Below are 16956 nucleotides of genomic sequence, written 5' to 3'. Positions count from 1 at the left end.
CCCTGTGAGAACCGGCTTTTTTTATTGAAACGTAAGCGGTTAGGGTACCGTATATAGATGAAAAGGGGGGGAGTTTGCATGAAGTATCAAGAACGTTCGACAGAATCATTTTGGCGCATTTTCTATATCGTCGGTCCCATCATTATAATTGGTGTGACGTTGGCCTTTGCTGCGCTGCCGGTCATTCTCATCCTCATGAATCCGAAACCGTGGTTGATTCCGCTGTTGTCACTCACCGTCCTCGGCGGTTACGGCGTGTATCGGTTCTTGCAACTGTTTCGCCAGCTGTTCTGGAAAGAGCGGCACCAGTCGCACTATGAAGTGACCGCGACATATATTGAGGGGACGACGTATCGGCACGAGCCGGGTGAGTCAGTCGAGCAATCGTTCCCGCTCGACGCAATCAAGCAAGTCGTCTTCTTCCCGGCCATCGTCCGAAAGACAGAAGCGGCCATGCCGCATCCCTATAGACGACGGACGATCGAGTTGTGCCCGATGCTCGCCATCATGACTGACGAGGATTCAATGGAAATCTTGTTCGACCAACGCGATCTCGCCACGTTCGAACAGTGGATTCAGTATTTTATCGGAGATAGCGTGCCAGTTTTCTATACACCGAAACGGCTCTACTGGATCGGGGCGAACATCGCGACACGGCGGGAGCGGTTCGACATGCTCCGTCGACCCGAAGAAATCATCCCGTTCACGTATACAGGCAATCTCGTGACTGACGAAGAGACCGCGGTCGGACTTTGGATCGAGACGCATGGGTCGGAGCGCTTAAAGGAAGGGCCGTATCAAGCGTATGAGACAAAACAAAAAAACGTGAAACGATGGACGGCAGTGGGGACGCTTGTTGGCGTTGGTTTACTCATCGGATCGATGTTCGCCATCGCCGGCTTGACGTAAAGGGTGTAGCAATTCCATGACAATTTCCTCATAATAAGAAGTGTAAGCGATCACAACACCATTCGAGGAGGAATTGTACATGCGTTTTTTCATTGATACGGCAAACGTGGAAGACATCAAGAAAGCTCATCAGATGGGCGTCATCGGGGGAGTGACGACGAATCCATCGCTCGTCGCCAAAGAAGGCGTCGATTTCCATACACGGCTACGCGAAATCTGTGAGATCGTCGGGGATCTCTCAGTCAGCGCGGAAGTTATTGCGCTCGACGCAGCGGGTATGGTGGAAGAAGGAAAGGAACTTGCGGCCATCGCGCCGAATATTACTGTCAAGGTACCGATGACGCCAGCAGGGATGGAAGCGGTCAATACGTTTTCACAGCTCGGCATCAAGACGAACGTGACGCTCATCTTTAACGCCAACCAAGCGCTACTCGCGGCTCGGGCCGGCGCGTCATACGTCTCGCCATTCATCGGTCGTTTGGACGATATCGGTCAAGATGGTCTCGACCTCGTCGAGACGATTGCCAATATCTTTGCCATCCATGGTATCGATACAGAAATCATCGCAGCTTCCGTTCGCCATCCGGTCCACGCGACGAAGGCGGCTCTCCTTGGAGCCGACATCGCCACGGTACCATACAAAGTCATCGAACAGATGATGAAACATCCGCTCACTGACAAAGGGATCGAGCAATTCTTAGCGGATTGGAACAACGCTCAATCCAAATAAGTTTGTCGCAGAAAGGTTTGATCTTCGTGGAAATTCTCCATATCGTAGGACAGCAAAAACTTGAAGGAACAGTTGACATTAGCGGGGCCAAACAGAGCGCCTTGCCTTGTCTCGTCGCAGCACTTTTGACGGAAGAACCGGTGACGATTGAGAACGTCCCCGTCATCGAGGACGTCGAAGTGATGCTCAGTCTATTACAAGAACTCGGCGTCGCGATTGAACGGGACGGGGAGCGGATGACGCTTCATGCGAAAGATGCCGTCGCCATGCCGCTGCTCGGCTCAGAGACGCGTAAAGTCCGAGCCGCTGTCTATTTGCTCGGGGTGTTTGCGGCTCGTTTTGGGAAAGGGGCCGTCGGACTTCCCGGTGGATATGCGATTGGTCCACGACCGATCGATTTACATTTGAAAGCACTCGAACGTCTCGGCATTAAAGTCGAGAACGAGTCGGGACTTTATCATGTGAACGCCGAAAAATTGGAAGGAAATCGAATTTATCTCGATCTCCGTTCGTTCGGGGCGACAGTGAGCGCCATGCTCGCGGCCGTGCTCGCTGATGGGACGACCGTCATCGAGAACGCGGCCATCGATCCGGAAATCGTCGACGTCGCGACGATGCTCACTTCGATGGGGGCCCACGTCATCGGGGCGGGCACCGACGAGATTCGCATCAAAGGGGTCGACAAGCTCCATGGCTGTACACACACGCTCATTCCCGATCGGTTAGAGGCTGGGACGTTCATGATTTATGGCGCCGTCGCGGGTGAAGTGACGGTACGAAACGTCATTCCGACGCACTTAGAAGGCGTCATTCAAAAACTACTGGATTACGGGGCCGACGTCGAAGTCGGGGAAGAGACGATCACGGTGCGGGCGAACGCCTTTAAACCGATTGATATCCGTGTCTTCCACTATTCGGGGTATCCGACCGACCTGCAGCCGATCATGTCGGCCGCACTGTTGAAAGCGGACGGGACGAGTATCGTCACCGACAAGCTGTACGCCCAACGGTTCCGCCATATCGCAGAAATGCGGCGCATGAATGCACAGATTACGCTCGAGGACGCTTCGGCCGTCATTCGCGGCGGGACAACGCTTGCCAATGCGGAAATGGAATGTGCAGACGCACGGAGTGGGGCAGCCCTCGCCTTAGCTGGGCTTCAAGCGAGTGGCGAATCCACGGTGATCCATGCGGAAAAATTGAACGATTCATATGTCGATTTCGTCGGCAAACTAAAACAACTCGGCGCACTCGTCTGGGTCGATGAGGTGTCCGAGTAAAAAGGGGAGAATTCGGGTGGAACGTAGTTTATCAATGGAATTGGTCCGAGTCACAGAAGCGGCAGCGCTATCTTCGGCTCGTTGGATGGGTAAAGGCTTGAAAGAAGAGGCGGACGACGCGGCGACGACCGCGATGCGTGAAGTATTTGATACGATTCCGATGAAAGGGGTCGTTGTCATCGGGGAAGGCGAGATGGACGAGGCACCGATGCTCTATATCGGTGAAAAAGTCGGGAACGGCTATGGCTCACGCCTCGACGTCGCTGTCGATCCACTCGAAGGGACGAGTATCGTCGCGACGGGAACGTGGGGAGCGCTTGCCGTTCTCGCTGTCGCTGACGCCGGTGACCTTCTTCACGCGCCGGACATGTACATGGATAAGATTGCCGTCGGTCCGGAAGCGGCCGGATTGATCAGTCTCGACAACTCGATTGAAGAGAATATCGCCATCGTCGCCAAGGCGAAGAACAAGAACGTCGAAGACGTCGTCGTCACGATTTTACATCGTGATCGTCACGAAGAGATGATTCAACGTGTCCGCGCGACGGGTGCCCGCATCAAGTTGATTCCCGATGGAGACGTGGCCGCGGCCATTAACACGGCGTTCCCGAAAACAGGTGTCGATTTGTTGCTCGGTTCGGGTGGTGCGCCGGAAGGCGTCATCGCGGCCGTCGCGATGAAATGTCTCGGCGGTGACTTCCAAGGTCGTCTGCTTCCTGAAGACGAAGCCCAAGAGAAGCGTTGCCAAGACATGGGCATCGCCGATACGGGCCGGATTTTGCTGTTGGACGACCTCGTCAAAGGTGAAGATTGCATCTTCGCGGCGACGGGCGTGACGGACGGGGAACTCCTCCGCGGCGTCCAGTTCACCGGGCAAGGCGGTCAGACACACTCGGTCGTCATGCGAGCCAAGTCAGGAACGGTCCGCTTCGTCGAAGGCATCCACTCCTTGAAGAAAAAACCGAAAATGGTCATGAAACCTTGATTCTCCTGAACCGTGGACACTTCCGTCCGCGGTTCTTTTTTGATGTGTCGTTTCATATTTAATATACATCGAGAACGGGAATGAATAGGGAGGAGGTGTGTGTCATGATTGAAGTGGAATCACTCGTCAAAACGTTCGGGGACGTGCCGGCCGTCGATGGCATCTCGTTCTCGGTGCAAGAAGGAGAGATTTTCGCCTTCCTTGGACCGAACGGGGCTGGCAAGTCGACGACCGTGCAAATGTTGACGACGCTCGTCCGACCGACCGAAGGGAAGGCGCGGGTGAATGGATTCGATGTCGTCAAACAAGAGAAAGACGTCCGCCTGTCGATTGGCGTCGCCCTGCAAGAGACCGGAATCGACAAAGTGTTGACCGGGCGGGAACTGCTCGTCTTGCAAGGCCGGTTGTTCAAGATGACGAAACAAGAGGCGGAGACGCGCGCCGAGGAACTGCTCCGTGTCGTCTCGCTCACGGAAGCGGCCGACCGGAGAAGTGGCACATATTCGGGCGGGATGCGGCGTCGGCTCGATTTAGCGCTCACGCTCGTCCATCGACCGACCGTCTTGTTTTTAGATGAACCGACGACCGGGCTCGACCCGGCGAGCCGCATCGAGATTTGGAACGAGGTGAGACGGCTCAACGAGGAGTTCGGCACGACGATTTTTTTGACGACCCAGTACTTAGAAGAGGCGGACGAACTGGCCGACCGGATCGCCATCATTAATCATGGAAAAATCGTCAGCGAAGGGACAACGGAAGCGTTGAAACGACTCGTCGGCGGCGAGACGATTGCGATGACGTTCCACAGCGATCAAGAAGCATCTGCAGCCGCTGCGTTGTTCGGTCATACGGCGACCGGGCAACACGTGGCGTTCGAGCTCGTCAATCATACGCTGATGGAAGTCGTGCGCCAGCTCGATGAACGGTCGCTTCAACCGGAACGTCTGACCGTGAAGCAACCGTCGCTCGATGACGTCTTTTTGAAAGTGACCGGTGAGTCATATGAAGGAGGTGTGCCCGATGTGGACTGAGACATGGCTCTTCACGAAACGGAGCCTCATTACGACGATTCGGAATCCGTTTTCGTTCATCCCGAACTTGATTATTTCCGTCTTCTTCCTACTCGTTTACACGAGCGGATTATCGAGCGTCGCATCGCTTCCTCAGTTTGATGGGAGCGCCTATTTGAACTTCATCTTGCCGGTCTCCATCGTGTCCGGGGCGGTCGGTGGGGCCGGGGGGACGGGACAAGCGCTCGTCCGTGATATCGAGAGCGGCTACTTCGCCCGCTTGCTTCTGACTCCCGCGACGCGGACGGCGATCGTGCTCGGCCCGATGATTGCCGGGATGTTGCAACTGCTCGTCCAGACGCTCCTCATCTTCGGGGTAGCGTTCTTGCTCGGTTTGTCGATTCCGGTCGGTCTGCCTGGCTTCTTGTTCACGGTGCTGCTTGCCATCGGATTCGGCCTTGGTTTTGCTGGTTACTCGGTCGGTGTCGCGTTAAAGACACGGAACGCTCAGGCTGCACAAGCCGGGACGCTCTTGTTCTTCCCGCTCATCTTCTTGTCGACGACGTTCGTCCCGAAAGAGTTGATTGAGGCAGAATGGCTCAAAGTAGCGGCGACGTTCAATCCGACGACGTACATCTTTGAAGGGATGCGTGCCGTCTTGACGCAACCGACGATCGACTGGAGCGCGTTATCGGCCGGACTTGCCGTCGCCGGGGCGATGAGCGTCATCATGGTCGTGTTCGCGGCGACGAACGCACGCGGTGCCTTGAAACAAAAATGACGAGCGGGGTTCAGCCCCGCTCGTCCTGGTCGATCATGAACGTCACAATCAAAAAGAGAATAAAACTGATTAACGAGACTGTGCCCCCGACGATGAAATACACAAGGGTGACGGTCTCATTCCATTGGAACGGGTTCATCGTGTAGAACCACATCCCGCTCGTCAATCCGATTGATCCGATGACGGCCGTCCATCCGTGAATCGTGACGAGCAGTTGGTTCTGGACCGCATATAAGCGATAGAAGACTCCCCAGGCGAAGACCGATAGCCAACCGGCGAGCAGAATATGGGCGTGAATCGGACGAAAGGCATAACTGCCGGCACCCGACATATGCGACCCGAGCGCCGTCCCGATGACACCGAACAGCGCGGCGAGGCGAATTAAGCGAAGACTCCAAATCTTTTCCATGGCATAGAACAACTCCTTCAACGTGATGGCTTTATCGTAACGAAGCCAGATGAACGGAAGATGAACAGCGATTGAATGTTGGTGCTTCGTGGAACAGCAGTAGAGAAGGAGGGAGACGATGGACCAACTGCGAACGATGTTGCATATTATACTGACCGGTGTGGGGGGCTATTTGGCGATTATCTTCATCTTGCGGGTCTCCGGCAAACGGACACTTGCTAAAATGAACGCTTTTGATTTTATCGTCACCGTCGCGCTCGGATCGATTCTGGCCACGACACTCACGAGTCAACAGACACCGCTATTGAACGGACTGACCGCGTTTGCGACGCTCGTGTTCATGCAATACGTGATGGCCAAGTTGGCGACCCGCTCGAAACGCGTGAATCAATTGATCAAGTCGACGCCGGCGCTACTTTACTATGATGGGACATATTTAGAAGAAACGATGCGGCGGGAGCGGGTGCTCGAGATTGAGGTGTTGCAGGCGATTCGATCGAGCGGTACGGATTTCAATCAAGTCGAGGCTGTCGTTTTGGAGACGGATGGGACGTTCTCGGTGTTGACGAGCACGGACACGGTATTACGAAACGTTGAGACGAAAAAAACGACCCAGTTCCTATGAACCGGGTCGTTTGGTCGTTTAAATTAGAGATATGATCCTGCACCGACATAACGTGGTGCCCAGTAACCTGATGTGAAGCTCGCGTATTTCACGCCGCCTGTTTCAGAGTTGATCATTTGTGTTTTGCTGAGTGCCATTCCAACGTGTTGGATCGTGCTTCCGTTGTGTGAGAAGAACACGAGGTCGCCGGCTTGAATCGCTGACTTCGAAACTTTTTTCGAGTTAGCGTATTGCGAGCGTGAATCACGTGGGATCGATTTGTTGATGGCTTTCTTGTAAACGTGACCTGTGTAACCTGAGCAGTCAAAGCCAGAAGTTGTCGTTCCGCCGTAACGGTAAGGTGTACCGAGGTACTTCTTCGACTCAGCGACAAGTTTTGTACGAGCGCTTGATGCAGAAGCAGTTGTTACTTTCTTCGCAGTCGCTGTCTTCGTGTTTGCTTTCAAGTACGTGTAAGTAGATGAAGCTGAGATATAACGGTGAGTCCCTTTGTAGTTGATTTTGTAGAACGAACCAACTTTACCAAGGTATGTATAGCGTTGGCCTTTGTTCATCGTTGTCGTGACTTTCGATTTGAGCGACGGTGCTGTACGGATGTTCAAGCCGTTAACTTTCGAGTAAGCGAATTTTCCGGTAGCGGCTTCTGCTTGTTCACCTGTTGTGAAAGCAAGACCCGAGAAAGCGAGAGTGGCAGCGACAATGATAGATGCGAAACGCTTTAACATAGTGTATTTCCCTCCGTTTTTTAAAATAAAACCCTAAGTGGCTGTATATGATCGATGTGTGTTAACGAGATTAGAGCACAAGTTGCGGATATTACCCGGTTTCCTGTGCAAATAAACTATATCATGCGCAAGACCGATAGCATTTTTCAATCACAAGACAAAAACAGTTTTCTTGTAACATATTTGAAACAATATGCGAGAATAAAGACTTGTTTGTTACATAGAAAGCGAAAAGGCTGTTATGTTTTTAACAACAGGGGAATAGACTGACATAAAGCCGTTTTTCAAACAGTGACGGTTTGGCAGAAGTGTGATTAGATGAATGAGGACTGAACGTTTACTTTTGAAATATAGAATCATGAAAGACAGGTGACTTGAATGAGTCAAACGACTGAACCGGCTAAAAACTATACGCTTCGAGAACTCGAAACGAAGACGTTGAAAGAGTTATATGAAATCGCGAAAGAAGTGAACGTGCCCCAATATCGGGAGGCACGTAAGCGCGAGCTCATGTTCCGGATATTGAAATCCCAGGCAGAATCAAAAGATCTTTATTTCCTCGAAGGAATCCTTGAGATCATTCCGCCCAACCCACAGTCGCAAAACGATGGCGGTTTTGGCTTCCTGCGCCCCATCAATTACTCGCAATCGTCTGAAGACATTTATATCGCGGCCTCGCAAATCCGCCGCTTCAACCTCCGTAACGGCGACCTTGTGACGGGGAAAGTCCGTAAACCGAAAGAGAATGAACGGTTCCAAGGGCTTCTCAGCGTCGAGGCGGTCAATGGCGAGACGACGGATTCGACGCGCAACCGGGATTACTTCCCGGCACTCACGCCGATTTATCCGGAACAACAGATGGTGCTCGAGACGGAGCCGAACCATTTGTCGGTCCGCGTCATGGACATGATCGCTCCCGTCGGCTTCGGGCAGCGTGGGTTGATCGTCGCACCGCCGAAAGCAGGGAAGACTTCCCTCTTAAAAGAGATTGCCAATTCGATCACGACGAACCATCCGAACGTCGAGTTGATTATCCTGTTGATTGATGAGCGGCCGGAAGAAGTGACGGACATCCAACGTTCGGTGCCGGGCGCGGATGTCGCTTACTCGACGTTTGACGAGACACCGGAGAACCATGCCCGCATCTCGGAACTCGTTCTCGAACGGGCGATGCGCCTCGTCGAACATAAGAAGGACGTCGTCATCTTGCTCGACTCGATCACGCGTCTGACGCGGGCGTACAACTTGTCCGTCCCGCCGAGCGGACGGACGCTCTCCGGCGGGATTGACCCGGCCGCGTTCCATAAACCGAAGAAATTCTTCGGGGCGGCTCGTAATATCGAGGACGGCGGCAGTTTGACGATTCTTGGCACGGCACTCGTCGACACGGGTTCGCGCATGGATGACGTCATCTATGAAGAGTTCAAAGGAACAGGCAACATGGAGCTGCACCTCGACCGCAAACTGGCAGAACGCCGGATTTTCCCGGCCATCGACATTCGTCGTTCGGGAACGCGCAAGGAAGAATTGCTGCTCGGCAAAGGCGAACTCGACTCGCTTTGGACGATTCGTCGCACGATGAACGAGTCGCCAGACTTCGTCGATCAGTTCTTGCGCCGGGTCCGCGAAACGAAAACGAACCTCGACTTTTTTGCGGCGCTTGAAGCCGATAAGAAAAAGAGTCGACGCCCGGTGAAAAAAACGAAAACGGACTTGTAAATCCTTGAACAGGGTGCTATTATATTCTAGTGAACTTTCTCTAGGTTGAAAGAATACTTAGGGCAGAAGGAGTTGAAAAGCAATGAAACAAGGAATCCACCCAGAATACCGTAAAGTCGTATTCATGGACTCGACGACTGAGTTCAAATTCATCTCTGGTTCGACTCGTTACTCTAACGAGACAATCACGATGGAAGATGGTAACGAATACCCACTCATCCGTGTCGATGTATCTTCTGATTCGCACCCGTTCTACACAGGTCGCCAGAAATTCGCATCTGCGGACGGTCGTATCGAGCGCTTCAACAAGAAGTACCAACGTTAATCGTCAACTTGTATGCACACCGCCTAGGGATTGCCCTTGGCGGTTTTTATTTTTTTTAGATAGAAGTCAACCCTTTTTCTTCAAGAAAAAGATGGGTATAATCGGGAAGCGATTAACGAAGGAGAGGGCGAAGTAGAATGATGCATGTGACGAACCGTTACGGTTGGATAGAAGTGATTTGTGGGAGTATGTTTTCTGGGAAATCGGAGGAACTGATCCGCCGTGTCCGTCGGGCGCACTACGGGAAAATCCCTGTCCAAGTGTTCAAACCGGCAATCGACGATCGGTACCACGAAGAGAACGTCGTCTCCCACAGCGGCAACTCGGTCGTGGCCGTGCCGATTCAATCGAGTCAAGACTTATACGATGCGGTGCGTGAAGAGACGCAAGTCATCGCCATCGACGAGGTTCAGTTCTTCGACGAAGGGATCGTCGACGTGATCGAGCAATTGGCGTCAGAAGACAAACGTGTCATCTGCGCAGGGCTCGACATGGACTTCCGAGGTGAGCCGTTCACGATGATGCCAGAGCTATTGTCGCGTGCCGAATTTGTCACGAAGCTGCAGGCCATCTGTCTATCATGCGGGGCGCCAGCTTCTCGGACACAACGATTGATTGACGGTGAACCGGCGCGTTTCGAAGACCCGGTCATCTTGGTCGGCGCTTCCGAGTCGTACGAACCGCGTTGCCGTCATTGCCACGACGTCCCGAATAAACCACGCCCAGTCCGCCATACAGTGGCCGACTGACGTCAACGGACCGCCCTTGGCGGTTCGTTTTTTGCTATAATGAAGACAGTTCGATTTGACGGAGAAAGGACGGATCATCATGTTTGACCGTTTGAGCGTATTAGAAGAACGCTATATGCAATTAAATGAGATGCTCGCTGACCCTGAAGTGCTCAGCGACGCGAATAAATTACGACAATATTCAAAAGAACAGTCGCAACTCGAAGAAACGGTGCAGGCGTACCGTCACTATAAAGAGACGAGCACGGCGTATAAAGAAGCAAAAGCGATGCTTGAGGACCGCACGCTCGATGCCGATATGCGCGAGCTCGCCAAAGAAGAGATGTCACTCCTTGAGCCGGAAGTAAAGGCGCTCGAGGCGAAACTGCGCGTCTTGCTGTTACCGAAAGACCCGAACGACGACAAGAACGTCATCGTCGAGATTCGCGGGGCAGCCGGCGGAGACGAGGCGGCACTGTTCGCAGTCGACCTGTACAAGATGTACACGCGTTTCGCCGAGCGGCAGAACTGGAAGGCGGAGTTGATTGACGCCAACTATACGGAACTCGGTGGTTTCAAAGAAGTGACGTTCCTCATCAACGGGACGGGTGCCTATTCGAAACTGAAGTTCGAGAATGGGGCGCATCGGGTCCAACGTGTCCCATCGACCGAGTCGGGCGGACGCATCCACACGTCGACGGCGACCGTCGCCGTGTTGCCGGAAGCAGAGGACGTCGAAGTGCACATCGATATGAAAGATGTCCGTGTCGACACGTTCACATCATCGGGTCCGGGCGGCCAGTCGGTCAACACGACCCAATCGGCCGTGCGCTTGACGCACATCCCATCGGGGCTCGTCGTCTCGTGTCAGGACGAGAAGTCACAACATAAAAACAAAGACAAGGCGCTCAAAGTACTCCGAGCCCGCCTGTATGACAAGATGCAAAGCGAACACCTACAAGAACTGTCGGCGCAACGCAAATCGGCCGTCGGGACGGGAGACCGCTCAGAGCGGATTCGGACGTATAACTTCCCGCAGAGCCGTGTGACCGATCACCGCATCGGGCTGACGCTCCAAAAGCTCGACCGCGTCCTCGCCGGGGAACTTGAAGATATCATCGACGCCCTCGTGATGGACGAACAGGCCCGTCTGATGGAGGATGTCGATTGATGCGGATCGCAGCGAGGCTGAAACAAGCAGAACGGGAGCTCGCGCTCTCGGGTCGTGACGTCTCGATGGCGGAGTGGTGGCTCATGCACGTCCTTGACGTCGATCGGACGGGACTACTCATCCGTTTGTCCGATGAATTGACGACGGAAGAGGCGAAGTCGTTTGACGCCGGGTTCAAGCGTCTCTTGGCAGGTGAGCCGGTCCAGCACTTGATTGGTCACGCCCCGTTTTATGGACGGATGTTCGAGGTCAATCGTGACGTCTTGATTCCGCGTCCGGAAACGGAAGAGCTAATTGAATGGGTCGTCGAGCATGTGCATAATGTCTCCGACGATGAGATCGTCGACATCGGGACGGGTAGTGGCGCAATCGCCGTCACACTCAGTCTCGAGCTCGGTGTCCGTGTCCAAACGGTCGATATTTCCCGGGAAGCAATCGCTGTCGCCGAGCGTAATGCAGCGGCCCTCGGGGCGGATGTGTCCTTCCATGAAGGAGATTGCCTCGCGCCGATTGCCGACAACTCGATTCGCGTCCTCGTCTCAAATCCGCCTTATATCGAGGCGGACGAACTGCTCGATGAGACGGTAGTGGGCTTCGAGCCTCACCTCGCCTTGTTCGGCGGAGCAGACGGGCTCGACTTTTATCGAACGATCATCGCCGACTCGATGCGCGTCCTGTGTGCCGATTGGCAATTGATTGCATTTGAAATCGGGTATAATCAAGGACAAGTTGTGAAATCGTACCTGTCCGAACGTTATCCTGAAGCAGAAACGGGTATTTTAAAAGATATAAACGGCAAAGACCGAATCGTCTACGCCGTGAGGGAAGGGATTGCGCATGGAAACGAAATGGATCAAGCCGACAGAAGTTGAGGAAGGGGTACGTCTCTTGAAGGCTGGCGAGGTGATTGCCATCCCGACGGAGACTGTCTACGGACTCGCCGGAGATGCGACGAACGATGTCGCCATCAAAAAGATTTTCGAGGCGAAAGGAAGACCGTCGGATAACCCGCTCATCGTCCACGTCGCTACGGTCGAGCAGGCCGAACATTTCGCGCAAACCATCCCGCCGGTCGCGAGACGCTTGATGGAAGTGTTTTGGCCCGGTGCCTTGACCATCATCTTACCGTCGAACGGTCGGGCGTCGTCACTCGTGACGGCTGGTCTGGATTCGATTGGATTGCGGATGCCGGACCATCCGGCCGCACTTGACTTGATCCGCACGTCCGGTCTTGGACTGGCAGCACCAAGTGCGAACCGTTCGGGACGTCCATCACCGACGTCGGCCCGGCACGTGGCAGATGATTTGACCGGTCGGATCGCGGGTATTATGGATGGGGGACCGACAGGCATCGGCGTCGAGTCGACCGTAATCGATTGCACGGCAGAACCGGCGACGATTTTACGTCCGGGCGGCGTGACGAAAGAAGCGATTGAAGCGGTTATTGGCCCGGTCATTCTCGATGCCAACTTGAGCGATGAAACAGCTGCGCCACGATCACCAGGAATGAAGTACACCCATTACGCCCCGAGTGCGCCCCTGTATTTAGTCGAAGGGGGACGTCAAGACCTCGTCCGTGTCGTCATGGCGCGGCAGGAAGCGGGCAAGCGAGTTGGCGCACTCGTGTTCGATGAAGCGACGACCCCGGCTGACGTCACCCTCTCTCTCGGCACTTCGATGGAGACGGCGGCCCAGCGTCTATACGAGGCGTTGCGTAAATTTGATGAGACGGATGTAGAAGAGATTTACGTGAATCGGATTGAACCGACGGGAGTCGCTCTTGCCGTTTATAACCGCCTCTACAAGGCGGCTGGCGGTAAAGTCATCCGTCCATAGGAAGAGGCTTAAGGACATAGAGGAGGATCACGCGATGTCGATGAAACGCGTATTATTCATATGTAGTGGGAACACATGCCGAAGCCCGATGGCGATGGCCCTGCTCCGTTCGAAAGTGACGGGGGACGAGTTCGATATTCGTTCAGCCGGGCTTCGGACGATGCAAGGGTTTGACGCATCAGAAAATGCACTCCAAGTGTTGCGTGAACGAGGAATTGAGCTCGAGCACGTGACGCAAACGTTTGACGACGTCCTCGGACGCTGGTCGGACGTCATCTTGACGATGACACGGGCGCATCGTGAACAGATTCGGGATACGTATCCGGATTTGGCCGATCGCACATTCACATTATATGAGTTCGTCACGGGACTCGAGCGTGATATTAACGACCCGTTCGGAGGGTCGATGAACGTCTACCGCCAAGTCCGAAACGAACTCGAACCACTCGTGAATCGACTTGTGCTAAAATTGACGAATGACGGGTCAAAGGTGACGAAACCACCGAGACGCCTACCAAAGAAGACGGGGGAATGACGGAATGAAAATCGCAATCGGCGCCGATCATGGCGGATTCAATTTGAAGAAAGACATCATCGGATTATTGGAGGAGCTTGGACACGAGTATAAGGACTTCGGGACACACTCGGCCGAGTCAATCGATTATCCGGACGTAGCCATTCCAGTCGCCGAAGCAGTCGCGGCCGGTGAATTCGACCGTGGCATCTTGATTTGCGGTACTGGAATCGGCATCGGCATTGCCGCCAACAAAGTGAAAGGCATTCGGGCGGCACTCGTACACGACTCGTTCAGCGCGAAAGCGACGCGTCAACATAACGACTCGAACATCATGACGATGGGCGAGCGCGTCATCGGACCGGGTCTTGCACTCGACTTAGTGGCGACATGGCTCGATACGGACTTCGAAGGCGGACGCCACTCGAACCGTGTCGACAAGATGAGCGCTTACGAAACGAAGTGACGACGATGAAGGCGGAGCTTTTGAACTTATTGACGGAGTTGCATGAACGGTTTCCGTTAGATGAGGAAAAGATGCTCGTCATCGGTTGTTCGACGAGCGAGGTCGTCGGCAAGACGATCGGGAAAGCGGGTTCGATTGATGTGGCGTCGGATTTGATCGAGGCGTTCCTTGCGTTTCGGGACAAGACCGGCGTCCATCTCGCCTTTCAAGGCTGCGAACATATCAATCGCGCCCTTACGATCGAGCGACGGACCTTGAAACAGTTCGGGTTGACGGAAGTGACGGTCGTCCCGGTCCGCGCGGCGGGCGGGGCGATGGCCGAGAAGGCGTACGAGCGTTTCGACGCCCCGTGCGTCGTCGAATCGATTCAAGCGGACGCCGGCATCGATATTGGATCGACGCTGATCGGTATGCATTTGAAGCCGGTCGCGATCCCGGTCCGGTTGTCGGCGAAGCAGCTCGGTGAGGCGTACGTCACGTTCGCCGTCACGCGACCGAAACTGATTGGCGGCCCACGGGCCCACTATCCAGCAAAATAAAGAAAGCCGGTCTGCGCGACCGGCTTTCTTTTGCGTTATAACTCTTCACTGAACAAATATGAGATGACCATCGGGAACCGATCGCGCCAAGCGAGCTCGTTATGGACACCTTCCTCGATGACCTCGAAGCGGATATGTTCGACCTTGTCGCGCAGCAGGGCGTAGACACGCTCGCTCGACTCGAGATACATCTCGTTCGTCGGACCGTCCGCTGACGGCTGTTCGACTTCTTTGCGGCCGACGTCCATATACAGACGTTCGACGCCGTTCAAATCACTCGCGTCGATCAATTGCTCAAGCTCGGTCTGGTTGAACCAGAACGCCGAGGACAATGAAGCTACGCGCTTGAAGACATCGGGATAGACGCAAGCGGCGTAAATCGAAATCAAGCCGCCCATCGAGCTGCCCATCATCGCCGTCTCGTCCGGCTTCGTCCGATAGTTCGCGTCAATCATCGGCTTCAACTCTTGGGCGATGTATTCAATGTAGGCCGATCCTTGTCCACCGAGCGTCACGTCTTGACCGAGCAAGCTCTCGCCGATGTACGGGTTCTCCCACGGACCGTACTCGTCGAGCCGCATCTCACCGGGGGCGCTGTCGATGCCGACGATGATGATGTCGCGCTTCGAGGCGTCCATATACTCACCGGCGCGCCAGCTCATCTTATAGCTCGCGTCCTCGTCGGCGAACACGTTCTGTCCGTCATGCATATAGAGCACGGGATAACGTTTATCCGACATGTCGTAATCGGCCGGCGTATAAATCCGAATCGTCCGCTCGCGCTCGAACGGGGTGATGGTAATTTGTTTTGTCTCAATCATAAGTAGCCTCCTCTGATCGTCTTCTTTCATATGATACCCGACTTGCCCGTGGATTAGACGATACCCAAAAAAAGAAGCATATGTTACGATGGGGGTGTTGATTTTTAGACATTCAGAGGGGGTTTCAACATGGTAAACACGACGAAGTTGAAAGTACAGGATGCGGAATTGTTTGAAGCGATGCAAAACGAGCTCGGTCGCCAACGCGAGAACATCGAACTCATTGCCTCGGAGAATTTTGTCTCAGAAGCAGTCATGGAAGCGCAAGGCGGCGTGCTCACGAACAAGTACGCGGAAGGTTATCCAGGCCGTCGCTACTACGGCGGTTGTGAGTTCGTCGACGTGGCCGAGAACTTGGCCCGCGACCGCGCCAAGGAGCTGTTCGGTGCAGAACACGCTAACGTTCAGCCGCACTCGGGTGCCCAAGCGAACATGGCCGTTTACTTCACAGTCCTTGAAGCCGGTGACACGGTGCTCGGCATGAACTTGTCGCACGGTGGCCATTTGACGCACGGAAGTCCGGTCAACTTCTCAGGCGTTCAGTACAATTTCGTCGAATACGGTGTAGACAAAGAGACAGAACACATCGATTATGACGTTGTCGCAGCCCTCGCGAAAGAACATAAACCAAAACTCATCGTCGCTGGTGCCTCGGCGTACCCGCGGACGATCGACTTCGCTAAGTTCCGTGAAATCGCCGATAGCGTCGGTGCCTACCTCATGGTCGACATGGCCCACATCGCGGGTCTCGTCGCAGCCGGTCTTCATCCGAACCCGGTCGAGCACGCGCATTTCGTGACGACGACGACGCACAAGACACTTCGCGGTCCACGCGGCGGCATGATTCTCTGTAAAGAAGAGTTCGCCAAGGCAATCGACAAGTCGATTTTCCCAGGGATTCAAGGTGGTCCGCTCATGCACGTCATCGCGGCGAAGGCCGTGGCGTTCGGGGAAGCGCTCCAACCTGAGTTCAAAGAGTATCAGGCACAAGTCATCAAGAACGCACAGGTGCTCGCACAAGGGCTAGAAGAGGAAGGACTCCGCATCGTATCGGGCGGTACGGATAACCACCTTCTCCTCGTCGACCTCCGCGGCATCGACATCACCGGGAAAGCGGCCGAGCATGCGCTCGACGCAGCCGGCATCACAGTCAACAAGAACACGATTCCATTCGATCCGGCATCACCGTTCGTCACGAGCGGGATTCGTCTCGGGACGGCCGCGATGACGACGCGCGGATTGAAAGAGGACGATATGCGTGAAGTCGCTCGCTTGATCGGACGCGTCTTGACGAACCATGAAGATGAAGCAGTGCTCGCGGAAGCGCACGAAGCAGTTCGCGCGTTGACGTCGAAGTTCTCGCTCTATCCTGAACGAGGCTGA

Annotated in this window: 20 protein-coding genes; 17 read left to right on the top strand and 3 right to left on the bottom strand. The window is 54.4% G+C overall.

Annotation, left to right across the window (positions count from 1 at the left end):
• Positions 1-78 precede the first annotated feature (78 nt).
• The 6 genes from KNP84_RS04475 to KNP84_RS04450 all read left to right on the top strand — a co-directional run bounded on the left by KNP84_RS04475 (position 79) and on the right by KNP84_RS04450 (position 5695).
• Complete coding sequence (locus KNP84_RS04475; RefSeq protein WP_215114364.1) at positions 79-909, top strand: hypothetical protein; 831 nt, start codon at positions 79-81, stop codon at positions 907-909.
• A 79-nt stretch (positions 910-988) separates the two neighbouring features.
• Positions 989-1639, top strand: a complete 651-nt coding sequence (gene fsa / locus KNP84_RS04470) for a fructose-6-phosphate aldolase (RefSeq protein WP_021066101.1) — start codon at positions 989-991, stop codon at positions 1637-1639.
• Between the two features lie 26 nt (positions 1640-1665).
• On the top strand, positions 1666-2919 hold the full coding sequence (gene murA / locus KNP84_RS04465; protein WP_214802302.1) for a UDP-N-acetylglucosamine 1-carboxyvinyltransferase: 1254 nt from the start codon (positions 1666-1668) through the stop codon (positions 2917-2919).
• Positions 2920-2935: 16 nt separating this feature from the next.
• Complete coding sequence (gene glpX / locus KNP84_RS04460) at positions 2936-3904, top strand: class II fructose-bisphosphatase (protein ID WP_029594665.1); 969 nt, start codon at positions 2936-2938, stop codon at positions 3902-3904.
• Between the two features lie 104 nt (positions 3905-4008).
• Positions 4009-4935 (top strand): ATP-binding cassette domain-containing protein, encoded by a 927-nt coding sequence (locus KNP84_RS04455; RefSeq protein WP_215114363.1) that lies wholly within the window; start codon positions 4009-4011, stop codon positions 4933-4935.
• Positions 4925-5695 (top strand): ABC transporter permease, encoded by a 771-nt coding sequence (locus KNP84_RS04450; RefSeq protein WP_131471449.1) that lies wholly within the window; start codon positions 4925-4927, stop codon positions 5693-5695. The genes KNP84_RS04455 and KNP84_RS04450 overlap by 11 nt, the downstream gene beginning before the upstream one ends.
• Positions 5696-5705: 10 nt before the next feature.
• Here the strand turns inward: KNP84_RS04450 and KNP84_RS04445 are convergent, their stop codons facing one another.
• Entirely contained in the window at positions 5706-6104 is a 399-nt protein-coding gene (locus KNP84_RS04445; protein ID WP_215114362.1) for a hypothetical protein, read from the bottom strand.
• Positions 6105-6222: 118 nt separating this feature from the next.
• Here KNP84_RS04445 and KNP84_RS04440 point away from each other — a divergent pair, with 118 nt between their 5' ends.
• A complete protein-coding gene (locus KNP84_RS04440; RefSeq protein ID WP_214835791.1) occupies positions 6223-6729 on the top strand; it encodes a DUF421 domain-containing protein in 507 nt (168 codons plus the stop codon).
• Between the two features lie 23 nt (positions 6730-6752).
• On the opposite strand, the gene KNP84_RS04435 is transcribed toward KNP84_RS04440, so the two are convergent.
• Positions 6753-7454: a C40 family peptidase gene (locus KNP84_RS04435; protein ID WP_215114361.1), complete on the bottom strand. Its 702-nt coding sequence runs from the start codon at positions 7452-7454 to the stop codon at positions 6753-6755.
• Between the two features lie 378 nt (positions 7455-7832).
• Here KNP84_RS04435 and rho point away from each other — a divergent pair, with 378 nt between their 5' ends.
• From rho to KNP84_RS04390, 9 genes are all read left to right on the top strand, one after another.
• Entirely contained in the window at positions 7833-9173 is a 1341-nt protein-coding gene (gene rho, locus KNP84_RS04430; protein ID WP_021066108.1) for a transcription termination factor Rho, read from the top strand.
• Positions 9174-9255: 82 nt separating this feature from the next.
• The gene (locus tag KNP84_RS04425; protein WP_021066109.1) at positions 9256-9498 is read left to right on the top strand and encodes a type B 50S ribosomal protein L31; all 243 of its coding nucleotides are present in this window, start codon (positions 9256-9258) and stop codon (positions 9496-9498) included.
• 137 nt (positions 9499-9635) lie between these two features.
• Positions 9636-10247 carry a thymidine kinase gene (locus KNP84_RS04420; RefSeq protein WP_021066110.1) on the top strand — a complete coding sequence of 204 codons (612 nt, stop codon included), beginning with the start codon at positions 9636-9638 and terminating at the stop codon, positions 10245-10247.
• Positions 10248-10326: 79 nt separating this feature from the next.
• The gene (prfA, locus tag KNP84_RS04415) at positions 10327-11397 is read left to right on the top strand and encodes a peptide chain release factor 1 (protein ID WP_029594669.1); all 1071 of its coding nucleotides are present in this window, start codon (positions 10327-10329) and stop codon (positions 11395-11397) included.
• Positions 11397-12269 carry a peptide chain release factor N(5)-glutamine methyltransferase gene (gene prmC / locus KNP84_RS04410; protein WP_215114403.1) on the top strand — a complete coding sequence of 291 codons (873 nt, stop codon included), beginning with the start codon at positions 11397-11399 and terminating at the stop codon, positions 12267-12269. Before prfA ends, prmC begins: the two co-directional genes overlap by 1 nt.
• On the top strand, positions 12235-13233 hold the full coding sequence (locus KNP84_RS04405) for an L-threonylcarbamoyladenylate synthase (protein WP_214802273.1): 999 nt from the start codon (positions 12235-12237) through the stop codon (positions 13231-13233). The genes prmC and KNP84_RS04405 overlap by 35 nt, the downstream gene beginning before the upstream one ends.
• Before the next feature lie 34 nt (positions 13234-13267).
• Positions 13268-13768, top strand: a complete 501-nt coding sequence (locus KNP84_RS04400) for a low molecular weight protein arginine phosphatase (protein ID WP_021066114.1) — start codon at positions 13268-13270, stop codon at positions 13766-13768.
• 4 nt (positions 13769-13772) lie between these two features.
• On the top strand, positions 13773-14213 hold the full coding sequence (rpiB, locus tag KNP84_RS04395; RefSeq protein ID WP_021066115.1) for a ribose 5-phosphate isomerase B: 441 nt from the start codon (positions 13773-13775) through the stop codon (positions 14211-14213).
• Positions 14210-14752, top strand: coding sequence for a TIGR01440 family protein (locus KNP84_RS04390; protein ID WP_125318036.1), 543 nt, complete (start codon positions 14210-14212; stop codon positions 14750-14752). Before rpiB ends, KNP84_RS04390 begins: the two co-directional genes overlap by 4 nt.
• Positions 14753-14787: 35 nt before the next feature.
• Here the strand turns inward: KNP84_RS04390 and KNP84_RS04385 are convergent, their stop codons facing one another.
• Complete coding sequence (locus KNP84_RS04385; protein WP_021066117.1) at positions 14788-15573, bottom strand: alpha/beta hydrolase; 786 nt, start codon at positions 15571-15573, stop codon at positions 14788-14790.
• 129 nt (positions 15574-15702) lie between these two features.
• Here KNP84_RS04385 and glyA point away from each other — a divergent pair, with 129 nt between their 5' ends.
• Entirely contained in the window at positions 15703-16956 is a 1254-nt protein-coding gene (glyA, locus tag KNP84_RS04380; protein ID WP_214835785.1) for a serine hydroxymethyltransferase, read from the top strand.

This window comes from Exiguobacterium sp. s70 (genome assembly GCF_018618315.1).
Taxonomy (GTDB): Bacteria; Bacillota; Bacilli; order Exiguobacteriales; family Exiguobacteriaceae; genus Exiguobacterium; species Exiguobacterium chiriqhucha.
The sequence above is the reverse complement of the archived record's forward strand: the minus strand, read 5'-3'. Positions and strand labels throughout refer to the sequence as shown.

Excerpts from the sequence above, each read along its gene's own strand:
- KNP84_RS04475 (WP_215114364.1), top strand. The coding sequence starts at position 79 with ATGAAGTATCAAGAACGTTCGACAGAATCATTTTGGCGCATTTTCTAT.
- fsa (WP_021066101.1), top strand. The coding sequence starts at position 989 with ATGCGTTTTTTCATTGATACGGCAAACGTGGAAGACATCAAGAAAGCT.
- KNP84_RS04455 (WP_215114363.1), top strand. The coding sequence starts at position 4,009 with ATGATTGAAGTGGAATCACTCGTCAAAACGTTCGGGGACGTGCCGGCC.
- KNP84_RS04450 (WP_131471449.1), top strand. The coding sequence starts at position 4,925 with ATGTGGACTGAGACATGGCTCTTCACGAAACGGAGCCTCATTACGACG.
- KNP84_RS04445 (WP_215114362.1), bottom strand. The coding sequence starts at position 6,104 with ATGGAAAAGATTTGGAGTCTTCGCTTAATTCGCCTCGCCGCGCTGTTC.
- KNP84_RS04440 (WP_214835791.1), top strand. The coding sequence starts at position 6,223 with ATGGACCAACTGCGAACGATGTTGCATATTATACTGACCGGTGTGGGG.
- KNP84_RS04435 (WP_215114361.1), bottom strand. The coding sequence starts at position 7,454 with ATGTTAAAGCGTTTCGCATCTATCATTGTCGCTGCCACTCTCGCTTTC.
- rho (WP_021066108.1), top strand. The coding sequence starts at position 7,833 with ATGAGTCAAACGACTGAACCGGCTAAAAACTATACGCTTCGAGAACTC.
- KNP84_RS04425 (WP_021066109.1), top strand. The coding sequence starts at position 9,256 with ATGAAACAAGGAATCCACCCAGAATACCGTAAAGTCGTATTCATGGAC.
- KNP84_RS04420 (WP_021066110.1), top strand. The coding sequence starts at position 9,636 with ATGATGCATGTGACGAACCGTTACGGTTGGATAGAAGTGATTTGTGGG.
- prfA (WP_029594669.1), top strand. The coding sequence starts at position 10,327 with ATGTTTGACCGTTTGAGCGTATTAGAAGAACGCTATATGCAATTAAAT.
- prmC (WP_215114403.1), top strand. The coding sequence starts at position 11,397 with ATGCGGATCGCAGCGAGGCTGAAACAAGCAGAACGGGAGCTCGCGCTC.
- KNP84_RS04405 (WP_214802273.1), top strand. The coding sequence starts at position 12,235 with ATGGAAACGAAATGGATCAAGCCGACAGAAGTTGAGGAAGGGGTACGT.
- KNP84_RS04400 (WP_021066114.1), top strand. The coding sequence starts at position 13,268 with ATGTCGATGAAACGCGTATTATTCATATGTAGTGGGAACACATGCCGA.
- rpiB (WP_021066115.1), top strand. The coding sequence starts at position 13,773 with ATGAAAATCGCAATCGGCGCCGATCATGGCGGATTCAATTTGAAGAAA.
- KNP84_RS04385 (WP_021066117.1), bottom strand. The coding sequence starts at position 15,573 with ATGATTGAGACAAAACAAATTACCATCACCCCGTTCGAGCGCGAGCGG.
- glyA (WP_214835785.1), top strand. The coding sequence starts at position 15,703 with ATGGTAAACACGACGAAGTTGAAAGTACAGGATGCGGAATTGTTTGAA.